Raw genomic sequence first — 23745 nt, forward strand, 5'->3', positions numbered from 1 at the left:
GAGGTAAACTATGTCTGTTTTTCCGCAAGGATTTTTATGGGGCGGCGCGCTGGCCGCCAACCAGTCTGAAGGGGCATACCGGGAAGGCGGCAAAGGGCTAACCACCGTCGATATGATCCCCCATGGCGAACACCGGATGCCGGTTAAACTGGGTCAGGAGAAACGCTTTACGCTTCAGGACGACGAATTTTATCCCAGCCATCAGGCGATCGACTTTTATCATCGCTACAAGGAAGATATTGCGCTGATGGCGGAAATGGGGTTTACGGTTTTTCGCACCTCAATAGCCTGGAGTCGTCTCTACCCTAACGGCGACGAACTGGCGCCTAATGAAGAAGGTATCGCGTTTTACCGGGCCGTGTTTGCCGAGTGTAAAAAATACGGCATTGAACCGTTAGTCACGCTATGTCACTTCGATGTGCCCATGCATCTGGTTACCGAGTACGGCTCCTGGCGGAACCGCAAAATGGTGGAGTTCTTTACCCGTTACGCCCGCACCTGCTTCGAAGCCTTTGACGGTCTGGTGAAATACTGGCTGACGTTCAACGAAATCAACATCATGCTGCACAGCCCTTTTTCAGGGGCCGGGCTGGTATTTGAAGAGGGTGAAAATCAGGATCAGGTGAAATATCAGTCCGCCCACCACGAACTGGTTGCCAGTGCCCTGGCGACGAAAATCGCCCATGAAGTGAATCCGCAAAACCGGGTCGGTTGCATGCTGGCGGGCGGTAATTTTTATCCTTATTCCTGTAAACCAGAAGATGTGTGGACCGCGCTGGAAAAAGACCGCGAAAACCTGTTCTTTATTGATGTGCAGGCGCGCGGGGCTTATCCCGCCTACTCCGCCCGGGTGTTTCGCGAAAAGGGCGTGACGATAGAAAAAGCCGCAGAAGATGACGACATCCTGAAGAACACCGTCGATTTCGTCTCGTTTAGCTATTACGCATCACGCTGCGCCTCCGCTGACATGAACACGGGCAACACCAGCGCTGCCAACGTAGTGAAATCACTGCGTAATCCGTACATTGCCGCCAGCGAATGGGGCTGGGGTATCGATCCGCTTGGCCTGCGCATCACGATGAATATGATGTATGACCGTTATCAGAAGCCGCTGTTTCTGGTGGAAAACGGGCTGGGGGCGAAAGATGAAATGGATGCCAACGGCGAGATCAATGACGACTATCGCATTTGCTATTTACGCGAACACATCCGCGCCATGGCTGACGCCATTGAAGATGGTGTGCCGCTAATGGGTTACACCACCTGGGGCTGCATCGATCTGGTTTCCGCCTCAACCGGCGAGATGAGCAAGCGTTACGGTTTTGTGTATGTAGACCGGGACGATGCGGGCCAAGGCACGCTGGCGCGTACCCGCAAAAAATCATTCTGGTGGTACAAAAAAGTGATCGCCAGTAACGGGGCCGATCTGGCGTAATTCCGCAGCCGGAGGGTTTTGTAATCCTCCGGCAGAATCACCTATTTTCATTTCATGAATTGCATTCCAAATGTGGAATCTTCCTTCCAGTTTCCGGTTTGCCCTTGCGCATTTTTACTGGCATTTTATTCAGTAGTTTTTCTCTTATCCGTTCACCACAAGGAAGCGTTCATGTCTGATGAAAATGGCACAACAGCAGTGGTTATCACCAAACCCGTACGTCGTTTGAAAGTGGGCTATGTCAGAAAACGCCATGAAGATCGTAAAACGGGTTTCACGCTCCGTATCAGTCGGCATGCCTCGCTAACGCTGAACGGCGACTGGCTGGAACAAGCGGGATTCCCTACCGGGACGGCAGTGAATGTTTCGGTGATGCAGGGGAAATTAATTATCGAGCAGGCAAGTGAAGAACAGAGTGTGTGAGGCTCAAAACAGGCCGGATGCCACTGGCATCCGGCGTTGGTAAGGTTACTCTTCTGGCGCTTCTAACCCGGAAAATCCACCGTGGTCTTCCCACCCGGCTAATCGTTGATAGACGGTCTCGACCGCATCTTTGATCGGCTGCGTCATCGGGTAATAAAAACCGACAATATCCGGCTGAATACCGAGGAAGATCACCTCGCCAACATCCTCTTTTAGCTGATCGACCAGATAGTTCAGCGGCATGTTGTGGGTGGTCATCATGAACATTTCAGCAATATCATCCGGGTCGATAATGCGGATTTCACCCGGGTTTAACCCCATGTCGGTGGCATCCACAATCAACAGACGCTGCGGGCGCAGTTCACGGATAGCGACGATATCGTTTTCCGGCGCGCTGCCGCCGTCGATGACAACCCAGTTGCCCTGAGGATTGGCAGCGCACATTTCCGCCAGTAGCGGACCCGCGCCGTCATCGCCCATCATGCTGTTGCCGACACAAAGTAAAACGTCAGTCACGGTGTCTCCTCACCATCAGATAGATGGCGCTTTCCTGGTGTATATCATGCAGCATGCTGAGCATCAGCTTGCTCCACTCCTGCTGCTGCGGAGTCTGCACGGCACGCGCATCATCAAACGCGCGCGCCAGCATTTGCACATGGTTGAAATCGATGACGATCTCGCCATACTTCGGCACGCCTTCCATTTTCCGCCGGGCTTCGCTGCCCTCGGCAAGGGTGGCTATCCAGGCCAGATATTCATCCCACGGACAGGTTAACGCCGCTTCCAGGCAATCGATGACCCCAAGGTGGTGACCAATCGCCAGGCTGTAATAGACAACCTGCTGCGCCTCTGCGGGCGTCGCATCGTTCTCATCAATAAACTTACGGCTCAGTTGACTGAACACCACCGTTTCACTCATCGGATACGCGCCTCTTCGACTACATGGTTAAGATGCGTGACGATTTCGGTCAGACGCGGATCGTTTTCCGCTTCCAGCCAGCGCGCCACCTGATGTTCACCCTGCCCTAACTGCGTCATATAGTCATCAGCAATCTGGCGACCGTAGCGGTAACCCGCCAGACGGCGAGCTTCGCGGTCCACCTTCACACGCAGCGGTTGAACCATATCCGGATGCAGAATTTCAGCGGGCTGTTCGTCCAGTTCACCTGGCGCACGCGCATGAATTTTCTGTTCCAGCAGACCCAACGCCATCGCAAAACCGTACAGCGTTGCCGCAGGCGTCGGCGGACAGCCAGGAATATACACGTCCACCGGTACGATTTTATCCGTGCCGCCCCATACGCAGTATAAGTCGTGGAAGATACCGCCGCTGTTGCCACAGGCGCCGTAAGAGATACAAATTTTCGGATCCGGCGCAGACTGCCAGGCGCGCAGCGCCGGAGAACGCATCGCGCGGGTTACCGCGCCGGTAAACAGCAGGATATCCGCATGGCGCGGCGACGGTACCACTTTGATACCAAAGCGTTCGGCATCAAACAGCGGAGAAAGCGTGGCGAAAATTTCGATTTCGCAGCCGTTGCAGCCGCCGCAGTCCACACGATAAACATACGCTGAACGCTTGATGCTTTTCAGCAGCGATGCTTTCATGCTGGCAATGGATTCATCCACCGTCATCGGTACCGGAATACCGTTGGCGTCACGTGGGCCTAATAAATTGCTCATCAGCTGGCCTCTTTCATATGGCGAGTCAGTTCAATACGGTCAGACGGCACCAGACATTTCTGGCGCTTACAATCCGGGCAGGTCTCAAAGCTTTCACGGTGGTTTTCCGCGCGACTGTCACCGTTGTGCTTGAGCAGCGCAATGGCGTAATCAATCTCTTTTTGTACCGCGAACGGGCGGTTACAGACGCGGCAGTTACACAGCGAAAAGCGAGACTGCTGCAGGAAATCTTCTTTCTTCCATACCGCCAGCTCATATTCCTGCGACAGCTTGATCGCCGCCGTCGGGCAAACTTCTTCGCAGCGGGCGCAGAAGATGCAGCGACCGAGGTTGAACTGCCACGCCAGCTCATTGGTAACCAGATCGGTTTCAACCGTCAGCGCATTGGATGGACACGCATTGACACAGGCCGCGCAGCCAATGCACTGCTGCGGATTGTGCTCGGGTTTACCGCGGAAATTTTTATCGACCGCAATCGGCTCCAGCGGATACGACGACGTCGGCGCCCCGGTTTTGATGACTTTTTTGATAAAGGTAAACATGGCGATTCCTTATTTCAGCGGCGAGTTTTTACGCTCGATGCTGTAGCGCTCAAGTTCTTTGTACGGTACGACTTTGCTCTTCTTCTTACGCACATCGACCACGGTCATACGGTCAGTACAGGAGTAGCAAGGATCGAGGCTACCGATAATCAGCGGGGCATCGGAAACAGTGTTGCCACGCAGCATGTAACGCAGCGTTGGCCAGTTGGCGTAGGTCGCCGCACGGCAGCGCCAGCGATACAGTTTCTGGTTATCGCCGGTCATGCTCCAGTGGATGTCATCGCCGCGCGGCGCTTCGGCAAATCCCAGCGCGAAGCGGTGAGGAATATAGGTAAAGCCTTCCACCGCCAGCGGGCCGCCCGGCAGGTTGTCCAGACCAAAGTCGATCATGTTCAGTGCGGTATAGACTTCATTGATACGGACTTTAAGACGAGAAATGACGTCGCAACCCTGCTCGCTGTGCACTTCCATCGGCAGCAAACCATAACCCACAAATGGGTGATCGGCGCGGGTGTCACGCGCGTGACCGCTGGCGCGAACCATCGGACCGACGTTACTAAAGTCGCGGGCGATCTCCGGATCCAGACGACCAATACCCACGGTACGCTGTTCCATGTTCGGCGTGCTGAGCAGCATATCGACCAGTTCCTGCACCTCACGACGCATCTGCTGCGCCAGTTGACGGGTCTGGATCATATCGTCTTTCAGCAGGTCACGACGAATACCGCCGATCAGGTTCATACCGTAAGTTTTACGCGCCCCGGTGAGGATCTCCGCCATCTTCATCGACGTTTCACGCACGCGGAAGAACTGCATAAAGCCGGAATCAAAACCGGTGAAGTGACAGGCCAGGCCGAGGTTCAACAGATGCGAGTGCAAACGCTCCACTTCCAGCAGAATGGCGCGGATCATCTGCGCGCGCTCCGGCACCACGATACCCATCGCATTCTCTACGGAGGTGGTATAGGCGGTGCTGTGGGCAAAACCGCAGATGCCGCACACGCGGTCCGACAGGAACGTCACTTCGTTGTAACCCATACGGGTTTCCGCCAGTTTCTCCATGCCGCGGTGGACATAGAACAGACGATAGTCGGCGTCGATGATGTTCTCGCCGTCAACAAACAGACGGAAGTGACCGGGCTCATCGGAGGTCACGTGCAGCGGGCCAATCGGCACCACGTTATTTTTCTTGTCACCCAGTTCGTTGATGAACTCGTAGGTTTCAGCATCGGTGGTCGGCGCCGGGCGCTGACGATAATCCATACTGTCTTTACGCAGCGGATACAGCTCGTCCGGCCAATCATCCGGCAGCACCAGACGACGTTCATCCGGCAAACCGACCGGGATCAAACCGTACATGTCGCGCACTTCACGCTCGCCCCAGACGGCTGCCGGAACGCGTGGCGTCACGGATGGGAATTCCAGCTTATTGGCATCCACTTCAACGCGGACGGTAATCCAGCACTTGGTGCCCTGCTCCATCGACATCACGTAATAAACGGCGTAATGGCCGCACAGCTGACGTTCGTCGTTACCAAACAGCACGGACAACCAGCCGCCCTGTTTGTAGTACAGGAACTCAACCACTTCCGGCAGGTAGTTCACCTTGACGGTGATCGTCAGCTGATCTTTGGTCTGCCAGGCTTCATCCAGCACCACGCCCGGAAAGGCCTGGTGCAGAGCGGCGAGATAGTGTTGACCTAATTTTTCTTCAGACATGCTCAAACTCTCTTAAATCACGCCACCAGCAAGGAGACGAACGCTAAAAACGCAAACCCAAAACCGGCCCAGGTCACGCGTGAAGTGGCGCAAAAACGCAGACGCGCCATGCTGTTTTCGAACAAGGCAATGACCAGCACGCCGAGGACCAGCTTGACGACGGCAATCACCAGCGCCAGCAGCAGCCCACCCGCGGTGAAGGTCTCCATCTGTCCCCACGGCAGGAACACGCCGACGAACATTTGCAGAACGACCAGCTGTTTGAGGCTAATGCCCCACTTCAGCACCGCAAAACCGCTGCCGCTGTATTCGGTCAATGGACCTTCCTGCAGTTCCTGCTCTGCTTCCGCCAGATCGAACGGCAGTTTGCCCATTTCGATAAAGGTGGCGAAAGCACAGGCGCACAGGGCCAGAATCAGCGGGATGCTGCGCGCAGCAGGCCAGTGGTAAACGGTATCGGCGATATTGCTGATATGGGTTGAACCCGCAACCTGCGCCGCCACCCACAGTCCCAGCAACAGGATAGGTTCAACCAGCACGCCGAGCATCGCTTCGCGGCTGGCGCCAATCGCAGTAAACGGGCTACCAGTATCCAGGCCCGCGATAGAGAAAAAGAAACGGGCGATGGCGAACAGGTAAATTAAGGTGATCAGATCACCCAATTGCGGCAGCGGTGAACCAACGGTCACTACCGGCAACGCGGTGGCGATAGTCAGCATCACACCTACCATCACAAATGGCGTCAGGCGGAAAACCCAGCTGGAATCCGCAGGCGCAATGCTCTGACGGCCCAGCAGTTTGATAATGTCGCGGTATTCCTGCAAAACGCCCGGACCGCGACGATTATGCAAACGCGCACGCGCCACGCGGGTCACACCGGACAGCAGCGGCGCAACGGCAAACAGCACCAGCGCCTGAATTAACGGATATAAAACACTCATTTTCAGGCTCCTCGTGAAACCACAATCACCACCAGCACCGCCAGCTCAATCAACGCCAGGCGACGAAACAGTACCGGGGCGGCCGCATTCTGCCAGCCCGGAACCAGTGATACCGGGTTCAGCCATTTACGCAATTTGAGTACCGGGGCAAAGGCTTCTTTCACCGGCATGGCAAAACCGTGTGCGGTAATGACCATTGACTGCTCGTGATCGTAGCCACACACCCATGCCGCACCGCGTGAACGCGACGGCAGACGGTTGCCTTTGAAAATTGCCATGATGATGAACGGCAGCAGCGGACACGCGATCAGCAGCAGCGTGATCATTGGCTGAGAAACGGTGGTGTTCGCGGTTTCCAGCGGCAGTGGAACGGCAGAGGAAATCATCGGCAGCAGCCACGGCGCAGCAACGCCGCCAATCACGCAGCAGATAGCCAGCGCAACCACGCTCACGCCCATCAGGATTGGCGCGCAGCAGGCATTTTCAGCTTCCTTCGTGCGCGGCGCGCCAAGGAACGTAACGCCATACACTTTCGCCATACACATCACCGCCAGCGCGCCAGTAATCGCCAGTCCTACCGCCAGCAACGGCCCTAACAGACGACCGACAAACGCGCCGCTGTTGCCAAGCTTAAAGAAGGACTGATAGATGACCCACTCACCGGCAAAACCGTTCAGCGGCGGCAGTGCGGCCATCGCCATCAGGCCAACCAGCATCGCCAGAGAGATAACCGGCATACGTTTACCGATACCGCCCAACTTCTCGATATCACGATGACCGGTACGGAACCAGATGCTGCCAGCACCGAGGAACAGAACGCTTTTGAACAGGCTGTGGTTGACCAGATGATACAGACCCCCGGTCAAACCCAACGCAATCAGCGCCGGTTGATTCAGTGAAATCCCGGTTACGCCAGCGCCCAGCCCCAGCAGAATAATGCCGATGTTTTCCAGCGTGTGGTACGCCAGCAAACGCTGGATGTTATGTTCCATTAGCGCATACAGACCGCCGACAAATGCGGTGATCATACCCAGCACCAACAGCGTAATGCCCCACCACAGCGGCGCGTTACCGCCCAGCAGCGACAGGGAGAGAATACCCAGCAGACCGACCTTCATGACCACGGTAGAAAACAGTGCCGCAGCCGGCGCGCTGGCGTTGGCGTGTGCCTGCGGCACCCAACCGTGCAGTGGGATAATCCCGGCCAGCAGGCCAAAACCCGCCACGCCCAGCAGCCAGATGTCAGACCCAAGCGGCAGCTCCTGGGTGCGCAGATCGAGCAGACGCAGTTCCAGCGTACCGTAGCGCTGCCACACCAGGTAGCAGGCAATCGCCAACAGCAGCGTGCCGATGCGCCCCAGCGCAAACCACAGCTTGCCTTCTTTACTGCAACCGGTCAGGAACACCGCGCACAGCGCCATGATTTCCGCCATCACCACCAGCGTACCGAGGTTGCTGGCAACCACCGCACATACCGCTGCGGCCATCAGCAGATTCACTAGCAGGCCGTTGGCTTTCACCTGTGGATGGCGATGCCAGTCAATGTTGTACAGGCTGACAAACAGACCGCACAGGCCCAGAGTAATCAGCCAGATAGCGTTCAACGGGGTAATTTGCAGGCTGTGACCAATAAACGGCATCACACCGCTTACCGCCAGCGCGTTGGTCAGCACCATAAAACCCGCGCCAGCCGTACACAAACTGCCAACCGCGCCGCCAACCCCTGCAATCCAGCCGCTCAGCGGTTTATGAAATGAAAACAGAAATGCCAGAACCGCAGCCGCTGTAAACCAGGCCACGCCGCTGTTAATCAGTGAAATTGCGCTCATTTTGCATCTCCACTTTGAGCCTGCTGAAACAAGGTGAGATCGCCGAAGTCGGTATTGAAAGTCAGCTCACGTTTACGTTTGCTGGCGCGGGCGATATCCATGTTGCTCACCAGATGCAGGGCTTTGGTCGGACACATGCGTACACAGGCCGGACCTTGCTCGTCAAAACTACACAGATCGCATTTCACCGCGATGGCACGAATGCCCGGAACCCAGTCCAGCAGCGTGCTTACGCGAGCTGGAGCTGGCGGGGCCGGCGGCGCTTTTGATGTATTGGCGTTTGCCGGGATATGCAGCGGACGGCTACCGGAAAACTCAATAGCGCCGAACGGACAGGCGATCCCGCACAGTTTGCAGCTTACGCACAGGCTTTCATTCAGCTGTACGGCGCCGTCAACGCGATTAATCGCATTAACCGGACAAACGGTAGCGCAAGGCGCATCTTCACACTGGTGGCAAAGCTGCGGCGCGGATTCTTTTTCATTTAACATCACTTTCAGGCGCGGCATTGACTGCAGGCCATGCTGGCGATGTGTCTCTGAGCAGGCGGCTTCACAGGTGTGGCAGCCAATACAAAGAGTGGAGTCAGCAATTACAAAACGATTCACCAGGCATTCCTCAGGTGATAGTCATTTTTGACGAAAACATGTCAGGCAAATGTCATTTCGACATTTTTCGACATGCCCATTCCCTAAACTGTCGTGACGCAGTGGTAACGCCGCGTCATGACAAACGTGGGCAGCACCCGAGGCTTACGCCGGGCTATGTCCCGCAACCAGTTGGCTTAAATTCACCGGCATATTGTTCTCAACCGCGGTGTACAGGCTGTCGTAGACACTGGCGATTTTTTCGAGATAGTGCTCCAGCACCTGCTCGCGATCGCGGTTGCTGATACGCTCATCAACTTTACCGTCGATGGTCAACTGTGCCTGTGCAATCAGTTGTTTATCATCACCCTCTTTCGTTTCGACGTAATACTCGATGGTGTGACTGTTGAAACCATCCGCCAGCGTGACGTAGATAACGAAGTGTTCAAAAAGGACAAAGCACAGATCTTTGTCCGGCGCGCAGCTCATCGCATGATGCAAACGCGCTTTCGACAGGGTGATCCCCTGAACCAGCGAGTTGCAGTAAATACGCCACTGGTCCTGTAGGCGACGATGCCGTTCAGCGATGTAATCGGCTTTTTCGCTTATTTCCCAAATAGTCATGTCAGGTTACCCGTTTAGCAGAGATGAACAGCCTTAAGCACATTTCATGCCAAAATTAATTTCTTTTATTTTCAATGGTATAAAAAATCAAAGACGGGTGACGACGTGTCATTTCGTCATTATCGTCATTGTCACGGATGAAAAAATTCAACCTGGCATGTTTATTGCTTTTAATACGGCAACTTCATAGGAGGCGGTATGCACGAAATAACCCTCTGCCAAAGAGCACTGGAATTGATTGAACAACAGGCCACGCAACACGGTGCCAAGCGAGTAACTGGGGTCTGGCTCAAAATTGGCGCATTTTCTTGCGTAGAAACCAGCGCTCTCGCCTTTTGTTTTGATCTGGTATGCCGTGGGACCCTTGCAGAAGGTTGTAAACTCCACCTCGAAGAACAAGAAGCGGAATGTTGGTGCGAATCTTGTCAGCAATACGTCACGTTACTGACGCAACGCGTGCGTCGGTGTCCGCAATGCAACAGCGATACGCTGAGAATTGTGGCCGATGATGGTCTACAGATTCGACGAATTGAAATAGGCGACGCCGAAGACTAATTCCGGTGGCACCTGCCAGGCCGGAGAAGACGCTTGCGTCGCCATCCGGCAAAAAGCCTGTAACAAGAAAGAGATCAGGAGTGAGCGATGTGTACGACATGTGGTTGCGCTGAAGGCAACCTTTATATAGAGGGTGATGAGCATAATCCCCACTCGGCGTTTCGCAGCGCGCCATTTGCCCCGGCGGCTCGCCCGGCGCTGAATATTACCGGTGTGAAAACCTCTAATTTCGCACCGAGCCAGACCGCAGAAGGCGACCTGCACTACGGTCATGGCGAGGCGGGTACCCATGCGCCAGGCATGAGCCAGCGCCGTATGCTGGAAGTCGAAATTGACGTGCTGGACAAAAATAACCGTCTGGCCGAACGTAACCGCGCCCGTTTTGCCGCTCGTCAGCATCTGGTATTAAACCTCGTCTCAAGCCCGGGCTCAGGTAAAACGACGCTACTGACCGAAACGCTGATCAAACTGAAAGACAGCGTTCCGTGCGCCGTGATTGAAGGCGACCAACAGACGGTCAACGATGCCGCCCGTATTCGCGCCACCGGCACCCCCGCCATCCAGGTCAACACGGGTAAAGGTTGCCACCTTGACGCGCAAATGATTGCTGACGCCGCGCCGCGTTTGCCGCTTGATGACAACGGCATTCTGTTTATTGAAAACGTCGGTAACCTGGTCTGCCCGGCCAGCTTCGACCTCGGCGAACGTCATAAAGTGGCGGTGCTGTCCGTCACCGAAGGCGAAGATAAGCCGCTGAAATATCCGCATATGTTTGCCGCCGCATCGCTGATGCTGCTCAATAAAGTGGATCTGCTGCCGTACCTCAATTTTGATGTTGAAAAGTGCATCGCCAGCGCCCGGGAAGTGAACCCGGACATTGAGATCATCCTGATTTCCGCCACCAGCGGCGAAGGGATGGACCAATGGCTCTCCTGGCTGGAGACGCAGCGATGTGCATAGGTGTTCCGGGTCAAATCCGCACCATTGATGGCAACCAGGCCAAAGTCGACGTTTGCGGTATTCAGCGCGACGTCGACCTGACGCTGGTCGGTAGCTGTGATGAAAATGGTCAGCCGCGTCTGGGTCAGTGGGTACTGGTCCACGTCGGCTTTGCGATGAGCATCATTAATGAAGCAGAAGCGCGCGACACGCTCGACGCGCTGCAAAATATGTTTGACGTTGAGCCGGATGTCGGCGCGTTGCTGTACGGCGAGGAAAAATAAATGCGTTTTGTTGACGAATACCGCGCACCAGAACAGGTGATGCAGTTGATAGAGCACCTGCGTGAACGTGCCGCTCTCCTCCCCTATACCGCTGAACGACCGCTACGCATCATGGAAGTTTGTGGTGGTCATACCCACGCTATTTTCAAATTCGGACTCGACCAACTGCTGCCCGAAAACGTGGAGTTCATTCACGGCCCTGGCTGCCCGGTTTGCGTTCTGCCGATGGGCAGAATCGACAGCTGTGTTGAAATCGCCAGCCATCCGGAAGTGATTTTCTGCACCTTTGGCGACGCCATGCGCGTGCCGGGAAAACAAGGCTCACTACTACAGGCCAAAGCGCGCGGCGCGGATATCCGCATCGTCTATTCGCCGATGGATGCGCTGAAGCTGGCGCAGGAAAACCCGACGCGTAAGGTTGTGTTCTTTGGTCTGGGTTTTGAAACCACCATGCCGACCACCGCCATTACCCTGCAGCAGGCCAAACAACGCGATGTGCAGAACTTTTACTTTTTCTGTCAGCACATTACGCTTATCCCCACGCTGCGCAGCCTGCTGGAACAGCCGGACAACGGCATCGATGCCTTTTTAGCACCGGGGCACGTCAGCATGGTGATTGGCACCGACGCCTATAATTTCATTGCCTCAGATTTCCATCGCCCGTTAGTGGTCGCCGGCTTTGAGCCGCTCGACCTGCTGCAAGGCGTGGTGATGCTGATTGAACAGAAAATCGCCGCCCAAAGCCAGGTCGAAAACCAGTACCGCCGCGTGGTACCGGATGCCGGTAACGCCTTAGCGCAACAGGCCATCGCTGAGGTATTTTGCGTCAACGGCGACAGTGAATGGCGCGGTCTGGGCGTGATCGAATCGTCTGGCGTTCACCTGACGCCGGACTATCAACGTTTTGATGCCGAAGCGCATTTTCAGCCAGCGCCACAGCAGGTATATGACGATCCGCGCGCGCGTTGCGGAGAGGTGTTGACCGGCAGATGTAAACCGCATCAGTGCCCGTTATTTGGTAAAACCTGTAACCCGGAGACCGCCTTTGGCGCACTGATGGTCTCCTCAGAAGGCGCATGTGCCGCCTGGTATCAGTATCGTCAGCAGGAGTGTGAAGCATGAACAGCGTACAACTCGCCCACGGTAGCGGCGGTCAGGCTATGCAGCAGTTGATCAACAGTCTGTTTATGGAGGCTTTTGCTAATCCGTGGCTGGCGGAACAGGAAGATCAGGCGCGTCTGGAACTGGCGCAGTTGGTTGCAGAGGGCGATCGTCTGGCGTTCTCTACCGACAGCTACGTTATCGACCCGTTGTTCTTCCCCGGCGGTAATATTGGCAAGCTGGCTATCTGCGGTACGGCGAACGATGTCGCCGTCAGCGGCGCGATTCCGCGTTATCTCTCCTGCGGGTTTATCCTTGAAGAAGGTCTGCCAATGGAGACGCTGAAAACCGTCGTCACCAGTATGGCGGCAACCGCACGCGAAGCGGGCATCGCCATCGTGACCGGTGATACCAAAGTCGTGCAGCGTGGCGCCGCGGATAAGTTGTTCATCAACACCGCCGGTATGGGGGCGATCCCCGCCAACATTCACTGGGGCGCGCAAACTCTCGGCCCTGGCGATGTATTGCTGGTTAGCGGTACGCTCGGCGACCATGGTGCAACCATTCTTAATCTGCGCGAGCAATTGGGTCTTGATGGCGAACTGGTTAGCGACTGTGCGGTGCTCACGCCGCTTATCCAGACGATACGTGATATACCCGGCGTGAAGGCGCTGCGTGACGCCACCCGTGGCGGCGTGAATGCGGTGACGCATGAGTTTGCCGCATCATGTGGATTTGGTATTGAGCTGTCTGAAGCGGCCCTGCCCATGAAGCCTGCGGTGCGTGGCGTTTGCGAGCTGCTGGGCCTCGATGCGCTCAACTTTGCCAACGAAGGCAAATTGGTGATTGCCGTTGAGCGTCAGGCTGCTGAAAGCGTGCTTGCCGCGCTGCGTGCGCATCCGTTAGGACGCGACGCGGCAATGATTGGCGAAGTAGTTGAACGTAAAGGGGTACGTCTTGCCGGACTGTATGGCGTGAAACGAACCCTCGATTTACCACACGCTGAACCTTTACCTCGTATATGCTAGCAGCCAGTTGGCAGCATGCTGTAAGCCGGATAAGACGCCCTGGCGTCGACATCCGGCATTAACGCTGCATTATCGCCTGATGGCTTTGCTTATCAGGCCTACGGATTGCGTGACCAGTGAGTTTACGGTCAGCCATCCGGCAATAATTTACGACTTATACCTATAATTCATTTACCGTTTTCGCACCGTTTTGCGGTGCTTTCCCTGGAAAAGCAATATGTCGTATACACCGATGAGTGACCTCGGACAGCAAGGCCTGTTCGATATTACTCGTACATTATTACAGCAGCCCGATCTTCAGTCTCTCAGCGAGGCGCTTTCACAGCTGGCCAGGCATTCCGGACTGGCCGACTGCGCGGCTATTGTCTTATGGCAGGCACAAACGCAACGTGCGCGTTATTTTGCGACGCGCGAAAATAGTAAACCTATCGATTATGAAGACGAAACGGTGCTGGCGCATGGGCCGATACGCCGTATCCTGTCGCGCCCCGACGCGCTGCACTGCAACTATCATGAGTTCACGGAAACCTGGCCGCAGCTGGCATCCGGCGGATTGTATTCTGAATTTGGTCACTACTGTCTGCTGCCGCTGGCAGCGGATGGGCGCATCTTTGGCGGTTGCGAATTCATCCGTAACGAAGACCGGCCATGGAGCGAAAAAGAGTACAATCGGCTCCAGACCTTCACCCAGATTGTCGGTGTCGTGGCTGAACAAATTCAGAGCCGAGTCAGCAATAACGTCGATTACGATCTGCTGTGCCGTGAGCGTGACAACTTTCGCATCCTGGTCGCCATCACCAATGCGGTGCTTTCCCGACTGGACATAGATGAACTGGTCAGCGAAGTCGCCAAAGAGATCCACCATTATTTCGACATCGATGCTATCAGTATCGTGTTACGCAGCAGTCGCAAAAATAAGCTGAGCATCTACTCCACCCACTATCTGGATGAGCATCATCCGGCGCACGAACAGAGCGAAGTGGACGAAGCAGGCACACTCTCTGAGCGGGTCTTCAAAAGCAAAGAGATGCTGCTGATTAACCTGAGCGAACGCGACGCCCTTGCTCCTTATGAACGGATGCTGTTCGAGACCTGGGGCAACCAATTACAGACGCTGTGCCTGCTGCCGTTGATGTCCGGCAATAACATGCTTGGCGTACTGAAGCTGGCGCAGTGCGAAGAGAAAGTCTTCACCACCGCCAATCTCAAACTGCTACGCCAGATTGCCGAGCGTGTGGCGATTGCCGTGGATAACGCCCTCGCCTACCAGGAAATTCACCGTCTGAAAGAACGTCTGGTCGATGAAAACCTGGCGCTGACAGAGCAGCTCAACAACGTTGACAGCGAGTTCGGCGAAATCATTGGCCGCAGCGAAGCGATGTACAGTGTGCTCAAACAGGTCGAGATGGTGGCGCAAAGTGACAGCACCGTATTGATTCTCGGCGAGACCGGGACAGGCAAAGAGCTGATCGCCAGAGCGATTCATAACCTGAGCGGCCGTAACGCCCGCCGGATGGTAAAAATGAACTGTGCGGCAATGCCTGCCGGATTGCTGGAAAGCGATCTGTTTGGTCATGAGCGCGGTGCGTTTACCGGAGCCAGCACGCAACGTATTGGGCGTTTCGAACTGGCGGACAAAAGCTCACTGTTCCTTGATGAAGTGGGCGACATGCCGCTTGAGCTTCAGCCGAAGCTATTGCGCGTTTTGCAGGAACAGGAGTTTGAGCGTCTGGGCAGCAATAAGCTGATCCAGACCGATGTCCGTTTGATCGCCGCCACCAACCGCGATCTGAAAAAGATGGTCGCCGATCGCGAGTTTCGCAACGATCTCTACTATCGGCTGAACGTCTTCCCGATCCATCTGCCGCCGCTGCGCGAACGCCCGGAAGATATTCCGCTATTGGTAAAAGCTTTCACCTTTAAAATTGCCCGCCGAATGGGGCGCAATATCGACAGTATTCCCGCCGAAGCGCTGCGTACGCTGAGCAGTATGGAATGGCCGGGTAACGTGCGTGAACTGGAAAATGTGGTAGAACGCGCGGTGCTGCTCACAAGGGGCAATGTACTGCAACTGTCTCTGCCGGATGTTGTCGCTTTGACGCCTTCCACGCCGCCAGTGGCGACCGAAGTCGCACAAGATGGCGAAGATGAATACCAGCTGATCATGCGCGTGCTGAAAGAGACTAACGGCGTGGTTGCCGGCCCCAAAGGCGCGGCGCAACGACTGGGACTGAAGCGCACGACGTTACTGTCACGCATGAAGCGCCTGGGTATTGATAAGGATGCGCTGGTTTAACGGTTCGCCCGATGGCGCTTTGCTTATCGGGTCTACCCACTGGTGCGTTTATATTTGTAGGCCGGATAAGGCGCAACCGCCATCCGGCATAGAATTGCTACATTACTTCTTCCGCTGGTACTTCTCGGGCAATTCCGGGACGGGACGTTTGTCATCAATCAGATGACGTACGGTCAGGATCGGATGACGCCAGAGCATTCTTGGCCCAGCCCAGCGCATAATCTGCTTCATCTCTTCACGTTTGGCGGGTTGATAACAGTGTACCGGGCACTGTTTGCAGGCCGGTTTTTCCTCACCAAATACGCATTTATCGAGACGTTTTTGCGCATAGGCAAACAACGCATCGTAATGCCCCGGCTCGTCTGAGGCCTGCGGACACCGGCTCTCGTACAGCGAGATCATTCTCTGGATCGTCATTTTTTCACGTGCAATACGTTTGCCGGACATGGTGCCTCCCAATTAAGTTGCATAAATAATACACCTTAATCATGCACAGGACTATTACCTGAAGGTGATACATCCTTAGCACCCTACGCAAATAAGAATTATTTTCATTTGTTTATACCTTGTGCTATATAACATAGCAAATGCTATATTCGTTGATAAATTAACCACTTTGTTGTGAGGGATACTATGCCGCAGTTGCCCCATCTGAAGTCATTTCTCCTTGCTGGCGCGTTAACGGCGCTGACGTTGTCGCCTGCCTGGGCGCAAGAAAAGTTCAAAGTGATAACCACTTTTACGGTGATTGCGGATATGGCAAGTAACGTGGCAGGTGACGCCGCGGACGTCAGTTCCATCACCAAACCTGGGGCAGAAATTCATGAATATCAACCCACGCCGGGCGATATCAAGCGGGCGCAAGGCGCACAGCTTATCCTTTCGAACGGGCTCAACCTTGAGCTGTGGTTTGCCCGTTTCTACCAGCATTTATCCGGCGTGCCGGAGGTAATGGTCTCCAACGGTGTGCAGCCAATGGGTATCAGCGAAGGGCCGTACAACGGCAAACCGAATCCGCACGCCTGGATGTCGGCAGAGAACGCGCTTATCTACGTGGATAATATTCGCGATGCGCTGATGAAATACGATCCGCAGAATGCCGCGATCTACCAGAAAAATGCACAGAGCTATAAAGCCAAAATCCAGCAGACCCTGGCGCCACTACATGCAGAACTGGCGAAGCTCCCTGCCGATAAACGCTGGCTGGTCACCAGTGAAGGCGCGTTTTCTTATCTGGCACGCGATAACGGCCTGAAAGAGTTGTATCTGTGGCCGATCAACGCCGATCAGCAGGGCACCCCCAAACAGGTACGCAAAGTGATCGATGCGATCAGAGCGCATCATATCCCAACGGTATTTAGCGAAAGCACTGTCTCCGACAAGCCTGCGCGTCAGGTCGCCCGTGAATCTGGCGCACATTACGGCGGCGTGCTGTATGTCGATTCGCTCAGCGCTGCTGATGGCCCGGTACCGACCTATCTGGATTTACTGCGCGTCACAACACAAACCATTGTTAACGGCATCAACGAAGGTCTGGAGAGCCAACCATGAGTCACTCTGCGATTACCGTAAATCAGGTTACGGTGACGTATCGCAACGGTCACACCGCATTGCGGGACGCCACTTTTCAGGTTCCGGGTGGTTCGATTGCCGCCCTGGTCGGCGTAAACGGTTCGGGAAAATCAACGCTTTTTAAAGCGCTGATGGGTTTTGTTCGCCTGGCGCAGGGGGAAATATCTATTCTGCAACAGCCGGTTAATCAGGCGCTGAAACAGAATCTGATTGCCTATGTTCCTCAGTCGGAAGAGGTGGACTGGTCGTTTCCGGTACTGGTGGAAGATGTGGTAATGATGGGTCGCTTTGGCCACATGGGCTGGCTGCGTCGGCCAAAACAGATCGACCGCGCCTGTGTTGATGCGGCGCTGGCACGGGTCGATATGCTGGACTATCGCCATCGCCAGATAGGTGAACTGTCCGGCGGGCAGAAAAAACGCGTTTTTCTGGCGAGGGCTATTGCCCAGGATGGACAGGTGATTTTGCTGGATGAACCCTTCACCGGCGTGGATGTGAAAACCGAGGCGCGCATCATCGACCTGCTACGCGAACTGCGCGATGAGGGGCGGACCATGCTGGTCTCTACCCATAATCTGGGGTCCGTTACCGAGTTTTGTGATTACACGGTAATGATTAAAGGTACGGTGTTGGCAAGTGGCCCGACCGAAACCACCTTTACGACTGAGAATCTCGAGCAGGCATTCAGCGGCGTTCTGCGCCATGTGGCGCTGAGCGGCGGTGAGCAACATGTGATTACCGATGATGAACGCCCGTTTATTTCGCGACGTGCGGCCAACGAGGGGGAATAATCATGACCTGGCTGACAGAACCGTTTGGTTACCAGTACATGCTCAACGCGATGTGGGTCTCGGCGATGGTCGGCGGCCTGTGTGCGTTTCTCTCCTGCTATCTGATGCTCAAAGGCTGGTCGCTGATTGGCGACGCGCTGTCGCACTCTATCGTTCCGGGCGTTGCTGGCGCTTATATGTTAGGGCTTCCCTTCGCGCTTGGCGCTTTTCTTTCCGGTGGACTGGCAGCGGGCAGCATGCTGTTTCTCAATCAGCGCTCGCGCCTGAAGGAAGATGCGATTATCGGACTGATTTTTTCCTCTTTTTTCGGTATCGGGCTGTTTATGGTGTCGCTCAATCCGATGTCGGTCAACATCCAGACCATTATTCTGGGAAACGTGCTGGCGATTGCACCGGAAGATATTGTGCAACTGGCCATCATCGGCGTCATCTCGTTGACTATTCTGTTGTTGAAGTGGAAAGATCTGATGGTGGTTTTTTTTGATGAAAACCATGCGCGTTCTATCGGTCTGAATCCTGGCCGCCTAAAGCTGTTATTTTTTACGCTGCTCTCCGTTTCCACGGTTGCCGCTCTGCAAACCGTCGGCGCATTTCTGGTGATTTGTCTGGTGGTCACACCCGGCGCCACCGCCTGGCTGCTGACGGATCGTTTTCCACGTCTACTCACTATCGCCGTAGCTATCGGCAGCCTGACCAGCTTTTTTGGCGCCTGGCTGAGCTACTGGCTGGACGGCGCAACCGGCGGAATTATTGTGGTTCTACAAACGCTGCTGTTCCTGCTGGCGTTTGTCTTTGCGCCAAAACACGGTCTGCTGGCGAATCGCCGTCGTGCCCGTCAGGTAAACAAGGAGTCCGTATGAGCTTAACGACGCTGCTGGAACCCTTTCAGTTTAGCTTTATGGTCAATGCGCTGGTCATCTCCACCATTGTCGCCATCCCCTGTGCGCTGTTGTCGGTGTTTTTGGTGCTTAAAGGCTGGGCGCTGATGGGCGATGCCATGAGCCACGCGGTTTTCCCCGGCATTGTGCTGGCGTGGATTGCAGGTATTCCACTGGCGATTGGCGCGTTTATCGCCGGACTGTTTTGCGCGGTGGCGACGGGCTATCTCGACGACAATAGCCGAATTAAGCGTGACACCCTGATGGGGATCGTCTTTTCCGGTATGTTTGGCGCGGGCCTGGTGCTGTACGTTTCGATCCAGTCGGAGGTCCATCTCGATCATATTCTGTTCGGCGATATGCTGGGCGTGTCGTTTAGCGATATTGCGCAAACCTCCGTTATCACGCTGGGGATTGCGCTTATCATCGGGCTAAAGTGGAAAGATCTGCTACTGCACGCATTCGATCCGCATCAGGCAAAGGCCAGCGGTCTTAACACGACGCTGCTGCATTATGGTCTGTTGTGTATGATTGCCCTGACGATCGTCGCCACGCTGAAATCGGTAGGCATTATTTTGTCGATTTCCTTACTAATTGCCCCGGGCGCCATCGCGATATTAATGACACGGAAATTTTTCCATGCCTTGTGGCTGGCAGTGGTTATCTCAGTCGTTACCTCGTTTATGGGCGTGTATCTGTCATTTTTCATCGACAGCGCACCAGCCCCCACCATCGTCGTACTATTTTCTCTGCTGTTTGTGATTACTTTTATTTATTCCGGTCTGCGCGATCGCCGTTTCGAGAAACAGCTGCTGCGGCATGATATATAAATAATACTTAATAGTATGCCCGTTAATATTATGGCATCGACAGATACCCCAGAGATGAATATAGCCTCCCGCAGGAGGCTATATTCATAAGCTACAACATAGTGATAATACGATTTAATAAACGGATCCGCGGTTCAATTGAGGCATTATCAAGCCACTCATCGGCACTGTGAAAACCTGCACCGACAGACCCCTGCCCGTTCAACCAGAGCCATCAGGCGTTATGTCTCTTACTCGCCGCCATCGCGGGTTTATGAATTACGCGGGTCAACGTGGTGGTCACACCATCAAGGAAACCTTGCTGACACAGCGACTGTAGCGACTTGTGCGCGCGGTCATACTCTTCATATTCCCCAAAACGCACATCCAGTTGCGCATGTAGCTCTGCAGCGACGACGTTCACCACGCTTCTCCCCTGCACTACACCCATATTAAGGGTGGTTCCACGGGTCATATCAGTCAATGCGTTAATTGCCTGCACACTGTTAGCAAAAGCAGTAATGGCAGAACGCTCTTTTTCAGGTTCATTCCCGTCATGCGCCGCCACGCCGTCAAAAGTCAATTGATAGCCACCGCTCCCTTTTCGCGCTTTCACCAGCGAACCGTCACCCCGGGCAGAGCCCATAACCCCGGATACCGTTATAGAGGATCTGTTGCCTGGGGCACCGCGTCAATCTTTGTTCACCACCGCAGAAATAATCATGGTGACGCTGACACTTATAATTTGTGCGCTTATATTATACCCATGGCAGGCCATGCGATGATTATTTTGCGCTAAATAGCAAGACGTATCTGATTACCAAAGAAGGGATCCCCTACCTGTACTGCCAGAATTATGCGTTGCCGCAAAATGAATAATTAGTAAGCGTTCTGGTGGCTCAACCTACGAGGGAATGCCAGAGGATGAATTTATGGTTCTCCCCTCTCCAGAATACATTGTCATCGTCTGAGTCGCCCCGGAGCGGAATCTGGATCGAGAAGTCATCCTTCCCCGCTTTCCCTGAAAAGCATATCTCCGTTATCATGTGCTTCTTATGTGATAACAACGAAAACAAGAATATCGCAATCCATTGAAAATCAGGGAACTGGACACAACTCCATGAGTACAATCGATAATCTCGACGCCCACACCCCCATGATGCAGCAGTATCTCAAGCTGAAAGCTCAGCACCCGGAAATACTGCTGTTTTACCGCATGGGCGACTTTTATGAACTGTTTTATGACGATGCGAAACGCGCGTCTCAGCTGCTTGATATCTCCCTGACTAAGCGCGGCGCATCCGCAGGCGAGCCCATCCCAATGGCGGGTATTCCCCACCATGCGGTAGAAAACTACCTTGCCAAGCTGGTCAATCAAGGGGAATCCGTCGCTATTTGCGAACAGATTGGTGATCCGGCCACCAGCAAAGGACCGGTGGAGCGTAAAGTTGTGCGCATCGTTACGCCCGGCACCATCAGTGATGAAGCGCTGTTACAGGAGCGCCAGGACAACCTGCTGGCCGCCGTCTGGCAGGACAGCAAAGGCTACGGCTATGCCACGCTGGACATCAGCTCCGGGCGTTTTCGCGTTAGCGAGCCTGCCGACCGCGAGACCATGGCCGCCGAACTGCAGCGTACTAACCCGGCTGAACTGCTGTATGCCGAAGATTTTGCAGAAACCTCACTGATTGAAGGACGTCGCGGCCTGCGCCGCCGTCCGCTGTGGGAATTTGAAATTGATACTGCCCGTCAGCAGTTAAATCTGCAGTTTGGCACACGAGACCTGATTGGCTTTGGCGTTGAGAACGCCCCGCGCGGATTATGCGCTGCTGGCTGTCTGCTGCAATATGTGAAAGATACCCAGCGTACCTCACTGCCGCATATTCGTTCTATCACCATGGAGCGTCAGCAGGACAGCATCATTATGGATGCCGCCACCCGCCGCAATCTGGAGATCACCCAGAACCTGGCTGGCGGCGTTGAAAACACATTGGCTTCGGTACTCGACTGCACCGTAACACCGATGGGCAGCCGTATGCTCAAGCGCTGGCTGCATATGCCGGTCCGCGACACCAAAATCCTCACTGAACGCCAACAAACCATCGGCGCGCTACAGGATATCACCAGCGAATTGCAACCCGTGCTGCGTCAGGTGGGCGATCTGGAACGCATTCTGGCGCGTCTCGCTCTGCGTACCGCGCGCCCGCGCGATCTGGCCCGCATGCGCCACGCTTTCCAGCAACTCCCAGAACTACGCGCGCAACTGGAAAACGTAGACAGCGCCCCGGTGCAGATGCTGCGTGAGAAAATGGGGGAGTTTGCGGAGCTGCGTGAACTGCTGGAACGCGCCGTAGTGGAAGCTCCACCGGTGCTGGTACGCGACGGCGGCGTCATCGCGTCTGGCTATAACGAAGAGCTGGACGAGTGGCGAGCGCTGGCCGATGGCGCAACCGACTACCTCGACAGACTGGAGATCCGCGAGCGCGAACGCACGGGTCTTGATACGCTGAAAGTCGGATTCAACGCCGTTCACGGATACTACATTCAGATCAGTCGTGGACAGAGCCATCTGGCGCCAATTAATTACGTGCGTCGCCAGACGTTGAAAAACGCTGAACGCTACATTATTCCAGAACTGAAAGAGTATGAAGACAAAGTTCTGACCTCCAAAGGTAAGGCGCTGGCACTGGAAAAACAGCTATACGACGAGCTGTTCGATATGCTGCTGCCGCATCTGGCTGATTTACAACAGAGCGCCAGCGCGCTGGCTGAACTGGACGTCCTGGTCAACCTCGCAGAACGTGCTTATACGTTGAATTACACCTGTCCGATCTTCACCGATAAACCCGGTATTCGTATTACCGAGGGTCGTCACCCGGTGGTGGAGCAGGTACTGACAGAGCCGTTTATCGCCAACCCGCTCAACCTTTCCCCACAGCGCCGGATGCTGATCATCACCGGGCCGAACATGGGGGGGAAAAGTACCTATATGCGCCAGACCGCATTGATTGCGCTGCTGGCGTATATCGGCAGCTATGTCCCGGCACAAAAAGTCGAGATTGGGCCTATCGACCGTATATTTACCCGCGTTGGCGCGGCGGATGATCTGGCATCAGGTCGTTCCACCTTCATGGTTGAGATGACCGAAACCGCCAACATTCTGCATAATGCTACCGAAAACAGCCTGGTGCTGATGGATGAGATTGGACGCGGCACTTCAACCTACGACGGTCTGTCGCTGGCATGGGCGTGCGCAGAAAATCTGGCGAATAAAATCAAAGCATTAACATTGTTCGCCACCCACTACTTCGAACTGACTCAGTTACCGGAGAAGATGGAAGGCGTCGCGAATGTACATCTGGACGCGTTAGAGCATGGCGATACCATCGCCTTTATGCACAGCGTACAGGATGGCGCGGCGAGCAAGAGCTATGGTCTGGCGGTAGCAGCCCTGGCAGGTGTGCCGAAAGAGGTCATAAAACGTGCGCGGCAAAAACTGCGCGAACTGGAAAGCATCGCGCCGAATGTTGCCGCAACCCAGGTCGATGGTACACAGATGTCGCTGCTTTCGGTTGCGGAAGAAACATCTCCCGCCGTTGAAGCGCTGGAAAATCTCGACCCGGATTCACTCACGCCTCGCCAGGCGCTGGAATGGATCTATCGGTTAAAAAGTCTGGTGTAACGCCGTTGTGCCGGGTACGGTTTCGCC

Annotated in this window: 23 protein-coding genes and 1 pseudogene; 13 read left to right on the forward strand and 11 right to left on the reverse strand. The window is 54.9% G+C overall.

Annotated features, from left to right (window positions below; genetic code table 11):
* The first annotated feature begins 10 nt into the window (after positions 1-10).
* Both OGV69_RS00195 and OGV69_RS00200 read left to right on the forward strand, forming a co-directional pair.
* Positions 11-1435 carry a 6-phospho-beta-glucosidase gene (locus tag OGV69_RS00195; RefSeq protein ID WP_069324567.1) on the forward strand — a complete coding sequence of 475 codons (1425 nt, stop codon included), beginning with the start codon at positions 11-13 and terminating at the stop codon, positions 1433-1435.
* A gap of 171 nt (positions 1436-1606) precedes the next feature.
* Positions 1607-1858: a SymE family type I addiction module toxin gene (locus OGV69_RS00200; protein WP_069324566.1), complete on the forward strand. Its 252-nt coding sequence runs from the start codon at positions 1607-1609 to the stop codon at positions 1856-1858.
* A gap of 45 nt (positions 1859-1903) precedes the next feature.
* Here OGV69_RS00200 and hycI read toward each other — a convergent pair whose 3' ends face one another.
* The 9 genes from hycI to hycA form a co-directional block, all read right to left on the reverse strand.
* Positions 1904-2374, reverse strand: coding sequence for a hydrogenase maturation peptidase HycI (hycI, locus tag OGV69_RS00205; protein ID WP_069324565.1), 471 nt, complete (start codon positions 2372-2374; stop codon positions 1904-1906).
* Positions 2367-2777 (reverse strand): formate hydrogenlyase maturation HycH family protein, encoded by a 411-nt coding sequence (locus tag OGV69_RS00210; protein ID WP_069324564.1) that lies wholly within the window; start codon positions 2775-2777, stop codon positions 2367-2369. Before OGV69_RS00210 ends, hycI begins: the two co-directional genes overlap by 8 nt.
* Positions 2774-3541, reverse strand: a complete 768-nt coding sequence (hycG, locus tag OGV69_RS00215; RefSeq protein WP_003037388.1) for a formate hydrogenlyase subunit HycG — start codon at positions 3539-3541, stop codon at positions 2774-2776. The genes OGV69_RS00210 and hycG overlap by 4 nt, the downstream gene beginning before the upstream one ends.
* Positions 3541-4083, reverse strand: coding sequence for a formate hydrogenlyase subunit HycF (gene hycF, locus OGV69_RS00220; RefSeq protein ID WP_038633082.1), 543 nt, complete (start codon positions 4081-4083; stop codon positions 3541-3543). The genes hycG and hycF overlap by 1 nt, the downstream gene beginning before the upstream one ends.
* 9 nt (positions 4084-4092) lie before the next feature.
* Positions 4093-5802: a formate hydrogenlyase subunit HycE gene (gene hycE, locus OGV69_RS00225; RefSeq protein WP_006687169.1), complete on the reverse strand. Its 1710-nt coding sequence runs from the start codon at positions 5800-5802 to the stop codon at positions 4093-4095.
* A 17-nt stretch (positions 5803-5819) separates the two neighbouring features.
* On the reverse strand, positions 5820-6743 hold the full coding sequence (locus OGV69_RS00230) for a respiratory chain complex I subunit 1 family protein (protein WP_042310580.1): 924 nt from the start codon (positions 6741-6743) through the stop codon (positions 5820-5822).
* 2 nt (positions 6744-6745) lie between these two features.
* Positions 6746-8572: a formate hydrogenlyase subunit 3 gene (gene hycC, locus OGV69_RS00235; protein ID WP_069324563.1), complete on the reverse strand. Its 1827-nt coding sequence runs from the start codon at positions 8570-8572 to the stop codon at positions 6746-6748.
* Complete coding sequence (gene hycB / locus OGV69_RS00240; RefSeq protein ID WP_038633091.1) at positions 8569-9180, reverse strand: formate hydrogenlyase subunit HycB; 612 nt, start codon at positions 9178-9180, stop codon at positions 8569-8571. The genes hycC and hycB overlap by 4 nt, the downstream gene beginning before the upstream one ends.
* 144 nt (positions 9181-9324) lie before the next feature.
* On the reverse strand, positions 9325-9783 hold the full coding sequence (gene hycA / locus OGV69_RS00245; protein ID WP_038633094.1) for a formate hydrogenlyase regulator HycA: 459 nt from the start codon (positions 9781-9783) through the stop codon (positions 9325-9327).
* 198 nt (positions 9784-9981) lie between these two features.
* On the opposite strand from hycA, the gene hypA reads away from it, so the two are divergent.
* The 6 genes from hypA (at position 9982) to flhA (ending at position 15986) form a co-directional block, all read left to right on the forward strand.
* Positions 9982-10338, forward strand: a complete 357-nt coding sequence (gene hypA, locus OGV69_RS00250) for a hydrogenase maturation nickel metallochaperone HypA (RefSeq protein WP_042310587.1) — start codon at positions 9982-9984, stop codon at positions 10336-10338.
* Between the two features lie 87 nt (positions 10339-10425).
* The gene (hypB, locus tag OGV69_RS00255) at positions 10426-11298 is read left to right on the forward strand and encodes a hydrogenase nickel incorporation protein HypB (protein WP_038633101.1); all 873 of its coding nucleotides are present in this window, start codon (positions 10426-10428) and stop codon (positions 11296-11298) included.
* Positions 11289-11561: a hydrogenase 3 maturation protein HypC gene (gene hypC / locus OGV69_RS00260; protein WP_038633103.1), complete on the forward strand. Its 273-nt coding sequence runs from the start codon at positions 11289-11291 to the stop codon at positions 11559-11561. Before hypB ends, hypC begins: the two co-directional genes overlap by 10 nt.
* Positions 11562-12683, forward strand: a complete 1122-nt coding sequence (hypD, locus tag OGV69_RS00265; RefSeq protein ID WP_038633106.1) for a hydrogenase formation protein HypD — start codon at positions 11562-11564, stop codon at positions 12681-12683.
* A complete protein-coding gene (gene hypE / locus OGV69_RS00270) occupies positions 12680-13690 on the forward strand; it encodes a hydrogenase maturation carbamoyl dehydratase HypE (RefSeq protein ID WP_069324562.1) in 1011 nt (336 codons plus the stop codon). Before hypD ends, hypE begins: the two co-directional genes overlap by 4 nt.
* Before the next feature lie 217 nt (positions 13691-13907).
* The gene (gene flhA / locus OGV69_RS00275; protein WP_038633112.1) at positions 13908-15986 is read left to right on the forward strand and encodes a formate hydrogenlyase transcriptional activator FlhA; all 2079 of its coding nucleotides are present in this window, start codon (positions 13908-13910) and stop codon (positions 15984-15986) included.
* Between the two features lie 102 nt (positions 15987-16088).
* Here the strand turns inward: flhA and OGV69_RS00280 are convergent, their stop codons facing one another.
* Entirely contained in the window at positions 16089-16433 is a 345-nt protein-coding gene (locus OGV69_RS00280; protein WP_069324561.1) for a nitrous oxide-stimulated promoter family protein, read from the reverse strand.
* A 186-nt stretch (positions 16434-16619) separates the two neighbouring features.
* Here OGV69_RS00280 and OGV69_RS00285 point away from each other — a divergent pair, with 186 nt between their 5' ends.
* The 4 genes from OGV69_RS00285 to sitD are packed head-to-tail and all read left to right on the forward strand — an operon-like array spanning position 16620 to position 20057.
* Positions 16620-17537: a metal ABC transporter substrate-binding protein gene (locus OGV69_RS00285; protein ID WP_038633117.1), complete on the forward strand. Its 918-nt coding sequence runs from the start codon at positions 16620-16622 to the stop codon at positions 17535-17537.
* Positions 17534-18349, forward strand: coding sequence for an iron/manganese ABC transporter ATP-binding protein SitB (gene sitB / locus OGV69_RS00290; protein ID WP_069324560.1), 816 nt, complete (start codon positions 17534-17536; stop codon positions 18347-18349). Before OGV69_RS00285 ends, sitB begins: the two co-directional genes overlap by 4 nt.
* A 2-nt stretch (positions 18350-18351) precedes the next feature.
* Positions 18352-19209 (forward strand): iron/manganese ABC transporter permease subunit SitC, encoded by an 858-nt coding sequence (gene sitC / locus OGV69_RS00295; RefSeq protein WP_069324559.1) that lies wholly within the window; start codon positions 18352-18354, stop codon positions 19207-19209.
* Positions 19206-20057, forward strand: coding sequence for an iron/manganese ABC transporter permease subunit SitD (gene sitD / locus OGV69_RS00300; RefSeq protein WP_069324558.1), 852 nt, complete (start codon positions 19206-19208; stop codon positions 20055-20057). The genes sitC and sitD overlap by 4 nt, the downstream gene beginning before the upstream one ends.
* 91 nt (positions 20058-20148) lie before the next feature.
* Here the strand turns inward: sitD and OGV69_RS00305 are convergent.
* A pseudogene (locus OGV69_RS00305) lies at positions 20149-20685 on the reverse strand (peptidase dimerization domain-containing protein); the annotation flags it as partial.
* Positions 20686-21156: 471 nt separating this feature from the next.
* Here OGV69_RS00305 and mutS point away from each other — a divergent pair.
* Positions 21157-23718 (forward strand): DNA mismatch repair protein MutS, encoded by a 2562-nt coding sequence (mutS, locus tag OGV69_RS00310; protein WP_038633127.1) that lies wholly within the window; start codon positions 21157-21159, stop codon positions 23716-23718.
* Positions 23719-23745 lie beyond the last annotated feature (27 nt).

Origin of the sequence: Citrobacter sp. Cc139, from assembly GCF_030334645.1 — a bacterium.
GTDB lineage: Bacteria > Pseudomonadota > Gammaproteobacteria > Enterobacterales > Enterobacteriaceae > Citrobacter > Citrobacter werkmanii.